General features: G+C 55.5%; 9 protein-coding genes and 2 tRNA genes. 7 read left to right on the top strand and 4 right to left on the bottom strand.

Annotation, left to right across the window (positions count from 1 at the left end; all coding sequences use genetic code 11):
* Positions 1-36: 36 nt before the first annotated feature.
* The 3 genes from ABLU96_RS26635 to ABLU96_RS26625 form a co-directional block, all read right to left on the bottom strand.
* Positions 37-124, bottom strand: a tRNA-Ser gene (locus ABLU96_RS26635).
* 145 nt (positions 125-269) lie between these two features.
* The gene (locus ABLU96_RS26630; RefSeq protein WP_014228814.1) at positions 270-947 is read right to left on the bottom strand and encodes an isochorismatase family protein; all 678 of its coding nucleotides are present in this window, start codon (positions 945-947) and stop codon (positions 270-272) included.
* Positions 948-967: 20 nt separating this feature from the next.
* A complete protein-coding gene (locus tag ABLU96_RS26625; protein WP_014228815.1) occupies positions 968-1828 on the bottom strand; it encodes a pirin family protein in 861 nt (286 codons plus the stop codon).
* A 114-nt stretch (positions 1829-1942) separates the two neighbouring features.
* Between ABLU96_RS26625 and ABLU96_RS26620 the strand changes: the two genes are divergently transcribed.
* The gene (locus ABLU96_RS26620) at positions 1943-2848 is read left to right on the top strand and encodes a LysR family transcriptional regulator (RefSeq protein WP_014228816.1); all 906 of its coding nucleotides are present in this window, start codon (positions 1943-1945) and stop codon (positions 2846-2848) included.
* Between the two features lie 348 nt (positions 2849-3196).
* Here ABLU96_RS26620 and ABLU96_RS26615 read toward each other — a convergent pair.
* A tRNA-Ser gene (locus ABLU96_RS26615) sits at positions 3197-3284 on the bottom strand.
* Positions 3285-3552: 268 nt separating this feature from the next.
* On the opposite strand from ABLU96_RS26615, the gene ghrA reads away from it, so the two are divergent.
* From ghrA to ymdB, 6 genes are all read left to right on the top strand, one after another.
* Entirely contained in the window at positions 3553-4491 is a 939-nt protein-coding gene (gene ghrA / locus ABLU96_RS26610) for a glyoxylate/hydroxypyruvate reductase GhrA (RefSeq protein WP_064405264.1), read from the top strand.
* Between the two features lie 85 nt (positions 4492-4576).
* Positions 4577-5314, top strand: a complete 738-nt coding sequence (locus ABLU96_RS26605) for a phosphatase (RefSeq protein ID WP_025106900.1) — start codon at positions 4577-4579, stop codon at positions 5312-5314.
* 22 nt (positions 5315-5336) lie between these two features.
* Positions 5337-5891: a molecular chaperone gene (locus ABLU96_RS26600; protein WP_025106901.1), complete on the top strand. Its 555-nt coding sequence runs from the start codon at positions 5337-5339 to the stop codon at positions 5889-5891.
* A gap of 103 nt (positions 5892-5994) precedes the next feature.
* Positions 5995-6486, top strand: coding sequence for a DUF1097 domain-containing protein (locus ABLU96_RS26595; RefSeq protein WP_014228820.1), 492 nt, complete (start codon positions 5995-5997; stop codon positions 6484-6486).
* Between the two features lie 289 nt (positions 6487-6775).
* The gene (locus ABLU96_RS26590; protein ID WP_064405268.1) at positions 6776-7081 is read left to right on the top strand and encodes a type 1 fimbrial protein; all 306 of its coding nucleotides are present in this window, start codon (positions 6776-6778) and stop codon (positions 7079-7081) included.
* A gap of 89 nt (positions 7082-7170) precedes the next feature.
* On the top strand, positions 7171-7725 hold the full coding sequence (gene ymdB / locus ABLU96_RS26585; protein ID WP_048261568.1) for an O-acetyl-ADP-ribose deacetylase: 555 nt from the start codon (positions 7171-7173) through the stop codon (positions 7723-7725).
* The last annotated feature ends 34 nt before the right edge of the window (positions 7726-7759 follow it).

Genomic DNA, 7759 nt, shown 5'->3' with positions numbered 1-7759 from the left:
AAAGCCCGTACTTGCGTACGAGCTCTTCTTAAAATATGGCGGTGAGGGGGGGATTCGAACCCCCGATACGTTGCCGTATACACACTTTCCAGGCGTGCTCCTTCAGCCACTCGGACACCTCACCATATTGTTTTGTCGCTCACCTTGGGTGGGCAACGGGGCGCTACTATAGGGAGTTGCGCTAAAACGGTCAAGCAGTATTTATGCTTTCGCTATCGTTCGGTTAAGCAATGAACACTGCCCCGCCGTAGCACGGCGGGGCAGTCATTTTAACGCTGTGAATCAAGCTGTTCGTTATTCTTCACCACGTCCTGAGCTTTGGCGTAGCTCTCAATCAGCAGCTGGTATGCCGGGAAGACCTTGGTATACACCTCGGCCCACTCAGCGGCATCCGGGCGATTCCAGGTGCGCTGCAGTTCAGAAGCAACCGCTGCGGTATCCATCGGCACGACGCCAGCCTGGACGACGCGGGCGAGGGTGATTTCCTGCGCCATCTTGCTATAGGTACCGGAAGCATCAATGACGGCAAAAACCTTATAGCCATCGGCGACGGCGGCAATGGACGGGAACGCCATGCAGACGCTGGTAATGGTACCGGCGATAATCAGCGTTTTACGCCCGGTTGCTTTTACTGCGGCAACAAATTCCGGGTTATCCCACGCGTTAATCTCTCCTTTACGCGCAATATATTGCGCATGGGGCGCGTTCGCATGAATCTCAGGGATCAGCGGGCCGTTTGGTCCCTGCGGCACTGACGCCGTGGTGATCACCGGGATCCCGGCTAATGAAGCCATCTTCGCCAGCGCGGCGGCGCGCGCCCGCAGCTCCGGCATCGGCATATCACCCACGGTCTGGAACAGACCGCTCTGGTGGTCAATCAGCAGCATGGCGGTATCATTGACATCAATAACCGGACGAGAACCATTAAAGTTAGCTGGGGTAGACATATTATTCACCTCATTCAATATCAGATTTGGCCGAAGCGGCCGCTATTAAAATCACGAACCGCTTCCGCGATTTGTGCTTTGGTATTCATCACAAAGGGGCCGTAGCCCACGATCGGCTCCTGCAGCGGTTCACCGGCCATCAGCAGTACTTTTGCGTTGCTACTGGCCGAGAGGTGGAGCGCTTCTCCTTTCTGGCTGAGCACCACCAGCTGACCCTCGCGGGCGCTACCCTCGCCGTTCACCACCACTTCACCTTCCAGAACGACCAGCGCCGTACTCCAGCCGGCAGGCTGATGCAGCGTGATTTCCTGGCTCTGGTTAAGCTGCAGGTCCCAGACGTTAAGCGGAGAAAACGTGTGCGCAGGGCCGACAATATCTTCGTAGCGCCCGGCAATAACCCGCATATGGCCCGCATTATTCGGCAGCTCAACGTCAGGAATCACATCAGCAGTGATGCTCTGGTATCCCGGCTGCGTCATTTTGTCTTTCGCCGGGAGGTTGACCCAGAGCTGAATCATCTTTAGCTCGCCGCCGGTACGGGTAAATTCCGCCGAGTGGAACTCTTCATGCAGGATCCCGGCGCCTGCGGTCATCCACTGCACATCGCCCGGCCCAATGACGCCGCCTCTGCCAGTAGAGTCACGATGTTCAACTTCGCCGGAATAGACCACGGTGACGGTTTCAAATCCGCGATGCGGATGTTCGCCGACGCCGCGTTTGCCTGTCCCCGCCGGGAAGTGATGGGGGCCTGCGTAGTCGAGCAGCAGGAAGGGGCTTAGCTGTTCGCCGTGAGTCTGGTAAGAGAACATTGAGCGAACCGGGAAACCATCGCCTACCCAGTGCTGTGAAGGCGCGGTGTAGATACCTGTAATTTGTTTCATGGCAGTCTCCTGAATAGCTGTTTCTGATGTGAATAAGCATATATTCGCCACTAATAGTCCGCTAGATAGCAAAAATGACCTATACTGTTCTAAAAATGGAACGATGGGGGAAGGATGCAGGATCTCAATGACTTAGCCTGGTTCGTACAGGTGATCGATCACGGTGGTTTTGCCGCGGCGGGCAGAGCGCTCGATCAACCCAAATCCAAGTTGAGCCGTCGTATCGCCCAGCTAGAAGAACGCCTCGGCGTCCGTTTGATTCAACGTACAACCCGGCAGTTTGCGGTAACGGAAGTTGGCCTGACCTTTTATCAGCACTGCAAAGCGATGCTGATCGAGGCGGAAGCGGCAGAACAGGCGGTGGAAACCCTGCGTTCCGAGCCGCGCGGGAGCGTAAAGCTGACCTGCCCGGTAACGCTATTGCATGCGCATATCGGGCCGATGCTGGCACGGTTTATGGTGCGCTATCCGGGCGTGAATCTGCAGCTGGAAGCGACTAACCGGCGCGTTGACGTTGTTGGAGAGGGCGTCGACGTCGCGATTCGCGTACGTCCAAGGCCGATAGAAGATAGCGATCTGGTGATGCGTGTTCTGGCCGATCGCGGGCACCGTCTGGTCGCCAGCCCACGGTTGGTGGAGCGGCAGGGGCAGCCTCAGGTTCCTTCAGCGCTAAGCGATTGGCCGGGGTTAAGCCTGGGGGCGGGCAAGCATCAGCATAAGTGGCAGTTGACCGGCCCGGAGGGGGCAAGGGCGGAAATCTACTTTACTCCCCGGCTGGTCACCACGGATATGCTGGCGCTCCGTGAAGCGGCCATTGCCGGCGTTGGGGTGGTACAGCTTCCTTTATTAATGGTGCGCGATCAGTTGGCCGCCGGAGAGCTGGTGGTTGTCCTCGATGAGTGGCAACCGCGCAGGGAGGTGATCCATGCGGTGTTTGCCTCTCGTCGCGGATTACTCCCCTCGGTCAGGGCGCTGGTGGATTTTCTCAGCGAAGAGTATCAGCGGATGGAAGAGGATTAGCATTTGCCACAATCCCGGCGGCGGCGCGATGCGCCTGTCCGGGCTCGGATTACCGGCAATCTGCGGCCCGGTAGCCCGGCTAAGCGCAGCGCAAGCCGGGAAGAAGCCACAGCAATACCGCGTCACGGCATATTCCCCGGGTTGCGGCGTAAACGCCTTACCCGGGCTACGGGCTATCGGCAATCTGCGGTACTGTAGCCCGGGCACGCGCATCGCGCAGCCCCCGGGAGAAGAGCATGGAGTAGCAGAATTTCCCGGAGGCGATGCTGCGCATCTGTCCGGGCTACCGGACGGGGTGCTATATGCGAAAAAAAAGCCCGTACTTGCGTACGAGCTCTTCTTAAAATATGGCGGTGAGGGGGGGATTCGAACCCCCGATACGTTGCCGTATACACACTTTCCAGGCGTGCTCCTTCAGCCACTCGGACACCTCACCATATTGTCTTTCCCGTTGTTGCCGGGAACGGGCGCTAATTTAGGGAAATACGTATCTCCCGTCAATCAACTTTTTTAAAAAATCGCGCGTTTAGCCAAACTTCAAGCAACTTGCTCCCTAAATGGGCGAAAATCGATTTTTTTATCGCCATTCCCTTTTTCGCACGCTCGGCGAATGAAATTTGCTATGCTGGCAATCCAATAGAAAACAACGAGTAAAACGCGACGCTAACCTAACCTGCCAGCAGCGTCGGCTATCAGGAGCCTTTATGGATATCATCTTTTACCACCCCACGTTCGACACCCCTTTCTGGATTACGGAACTGGAAAAACAGCTGCCCGGCTCGCGCGTCCGCGAGTGGAAACCCGGAGATAATCAACCCGCTGACTATGCGCTGGTCTGGCATCCGCCGGTAGAAATGCTCCAGGGCCGCCAGCTTAAAGCCGTCTTTGCCCTTGGCGCCGGCGTCGATTCAATCCTCAGCAAACTGCGGGAACACCCGGAAATGCTGCCGCTGTCAACTCCGCTGTTCCGTCTGGAAGACACCGGCATGGGGCTGCAGATGCAAGAATACGCGGTGAGCCAGGTGTTGCACTGGTTCCGTCGTTTTGATGACTATCAGGCATTAAAACAAGAGGCGCGGTGGCAGCCGCTGGAGGAGTATCAGCGTGAAGATTTCACCATCGGCATTATGGGCGCGGGCGTGCTTGGCGCGAAAGTGGCCGACGCCCTGCAAAGCTGGGGCTTTCCGTTACGCATCTGGAGCCGCAGCCGCAAATCCTGGCCGCAGGTCACCAGCTTTGCCGGAGAAGAGGAGCTGAATGCGTTCCTCAACGGAACACGAGTGCTGATAAACCTGCTGCCCAACACGGCGGAAACCGTTGGAATTATTAATAGCGCGCGCCTGGCGCAGCTGCCGGATAACAGCTACGTGCTGAATCTGGCTCGCGGTGTTCATGTGGTGGAAGACGATCTGCTGGACGCGCTGAATAGCGGCAAGTTGAAAGGCGCGATGCTGGATGTGTACAGCCGCGAACCGCTGCCTGAAGCGAGCCCGCTTTGGCGGCATCCGCGAGTGGCGATGACGCCGCATGTTGCCGCCGTCACCCGGCCTCTGGAAGCCATGGCTTATATCGCCAAAACCATCGGTCAGTTAGAACGAGGTGAAACGGTCAGCGGGCAGGTCGATCGCCAGCTGGGATACTAAGCGACAGCCCCGCGTGAGCGGGGTTTTTGCTGATCACAGGCGCAGATTCCTGCTATTCTTGCCACAAACAGAGAAGGAGATTGTGATGTATCCTGTTGACCTGCACATGCATACCGTCGCCAGCACCCACGCCTACAGTACCCTGCACGATTATATTGCAGAAGCAAAGCGCAAGGGGATCAAACTCTTTGCCATTACCGACCACGGGCCCGATATGGCCGATGCGCCTCACTACTGGCATTTTATTAATATGCGTATCTGGCCGCGGCTGGTGGAGGGCGTTGGTATTCTGCGCGGTATCGAAGCCAATATCAAAAATACCCAGGGCGAAATTGACTGTACCGGCCCGATGCTCAACTCGCTGGACCTGATCATTGCCGGTTTTCACGAGCCGGTGTTCCCTCCAAAGGATAAAGCAACGCATACCGAAGCGATGATCGCCACGATAGCGAGCGGCGCGGTGCATATCATTAGCCATCCGGGTAATCCTAAGTTTCCCGTTGATATCCCGGCCATTGCCGCGGCAGCGGCGAAGCACCACGTGGCGCTGGAAATCAATAACTCATCCTTTGTTTCGTCGCGCATTGGCAGCGAAGATAACTGCCGTGCCGTTGCCGCGGCCGTACGCGATGCCGGCGGCTGGGTTGCGCTGGGTTCGGATTCCCATACGGCATTCACGCTTGGTGAATTTAGCGAATGTCGCAAAATCCTCGATGCTGTTGATTTTCCGGAAGAGCGAATTCTTAACGTGACGCCGCGGCGTCTGCTTAATTTTCTTGAATCGCGTGGGATGCCTGCGATTCCTGAGTTTGCTGAACTTTAATTTGAATAACTGGAATAAATGAATGAATGAGTTTTCAATCCTCTGCCGCGTGCTGGGCTCTCTCTATTATCGTCAGCCGCAGGACCCGCTGCTGGTGCCGCTGTTTACCCTTATTCGCGAAGGGAAGCTGGCAGCGAGCTGGCCGCTGGAGCAGGATGAACTGCTGGAGCGTCTGCAAAAAAGCTGCGATATGCCGTCTCTGGCCGCCGAATACAACGCGCTGTTTGTCGGTGAAGAGTGCCGCGTGGCGCCTTACCGTAGCGCATGGGTAGAAGGCGCTACGGAAGCTGACGTTCGTACTTTCCTCAGCGCGCATGGTGTCCCCACGGGGGAGGGCGCGGCGGATCATTTAGGCTCCTTGCTGCTGGCCGCTTCGTGGCTGGAAGATCACGCGCCGGAAGATGAAAGCGACGTTCTGGAAACCCTTTTCGCTGAGTATATTCTGCCGTGGTGCGGCGAGTTCCTGGGCAAAGTTGAAGCCCATGCAACCACGCCGTTCTGGCGCGCCATGGCCCCGCTGACTCGTGAAGCCCTCTCCGCCATGTGGGATGAGCTGCAGGAAGAAAATGAGCAATAAATTGTGATTAAAGTCACAATTTAGTTGCAACAAAACATTCTGAATTTCATTTAGTGTGCTCTGTGTCGCATTTGACGGGCGCGTTTCTGCTATGATACGCGCCATGAACATACTCTTCGCAATCGCATTAACGACGGGCATTCTCTCCGGTATCTGGGGATGGGTGGCGGTCGCATTGGGTCTGCTGAGCTGGGCAGGTTTCCTCGGCTGTACGGCTTACTTTGCCTGTCCGCAAGGTGGGTTAAAAGGGCTGCTTATTTCGACCTGTACGGTCATGAGCGGCGTGGTGTGGGCGCTGGTGATTATTCACGGTAGCGCGCTGGCGCCGCAGCTGGAAGTGGTTAGCTATATCATGACCGGCGTCGTGGCGTTTTTGATGTGTATCCAGGCGCGTCAGCTGATTCTCTCTTTTGTGCCGGGTACTTTTATCGGCGCGTGTGCGACGTTTGCCGCCGGCGGCGACTGGCGTTTAGTTGTGCCTTCACTCGCGCTGGGCCTGGTATTTGGCTATGCCATGAAAAATAGCGGCCTGTGGCTGGCGACCCGGGCGGAGAAAAATAAATCTCTGGCTAATCAAAGTCGCGAATCTTTTTAACTTATCCCACTTTTCATCACCAAAGAGCCCGTCGGGCTCTTTGGCTGTTTTTGCTGCCAGGTATTACCTCATCATAAATCTTCCCGCCATTTTGTTTTTCCTTATATATCCGCAACTTTAACTGTACCGGGAGTTAGTGAATCGATTTTGTTAGCACATTTAAACAAATGATATTTTTTGTTTTTAAATTGTTAATATAATTAAATTGAAGTAAAAAAAATTAACTCGTCGCACTCATGGATGGCTGGTGCTCTTCAGTAGCTATACCGATATGCAGAGGAGTTTTATAATGAAAACAATTAGATATGCTTCGCTTGCAGCCCTGTTTATATTACCCTCGTTTATTAGCCCTGCGATCGCCGAACAGACCGTGGCTGGCGTCGTCCATTTTTACGGACGGGTGGTGGAAGCACCCTGCCAGCTCGATGCAATCAATAATCAGGTTATTATGGATTGCCCGCGAGCGGAGACGATTAAAATTTCCGCTCAGCAGCTTGAGAAAGGGAATATCCGCAACGAAAATATCCGTTATGCGCAATTACGCTATATTAATCCGCAACGGACCCTCGCCATTCTGGATGTTGATTATCGGTAACCCTCTGCCCCCGGGCTTTCGCCCCGGGGGCTATCGTGCCATATTATCCTCCTGTATTCCTTTCAAGACGTATGCCGACAGGAGGAGAAATGTCTGTTCAACCTGAAGTGGTTCTCGGCGATATTACCAGGCTTGAGGTCGATGTTATCGTCAACGCGGCTAATCCGTCGCTGCTTGGCGGCGGCGGGGTGGACGGGGCGATTCACCGCGCGGCAGGGCCGGAATTGCTGGCTGCCTGCAAAGTTGTGCGGCAACAGCAGGGAGAGTGTCCGCCGGGTCATGCGGTGATTACGGCGGCAGGAAATCTGCCCGCCAGCGCGGTGATTCACGCCGTAGGGCCGGTCTGGCACGGCGGTGACCGGCAGGAGGCGGAATTACTGGCTGACGTTTACAAAAATAGCCTGCTGCTGGCCTCGGCAAATAATTACCGATCCATCGCATTTCCTGCTATCAGCACCGGCGTATATGGTTACCCTAAAAAGGCCGCCGCGGAGATAGCCGTGCGGACGGTAACTGCCTTTCTCACTCGCTACAATCCGCTGGAGCGCGTTTATTTCGTTTGTTTTGATAGCGAAACCGCCGGCATCTATACCCAATTACTCGAGGCGAGTCGCGCGCAACTCGGCCATCAGAATAAGATATGATAGTTTCCTGCGAAGACGGGAAACTATCATAACG

This window comes from Klebsiella sp. CN_Kp106, assembly GCF_040064575.1.
GTDB lineage: Bacteria > Pseudomonadota > Gammaproteobacteria > Enterobacterales > Enterobacteriaceae > Klebsiella > Klebsiella michiganensis.
Note: the sequence above shows the minus strand (reverse complement) of the source record. Positions and strands in the feature narration are given on the sequence as shown.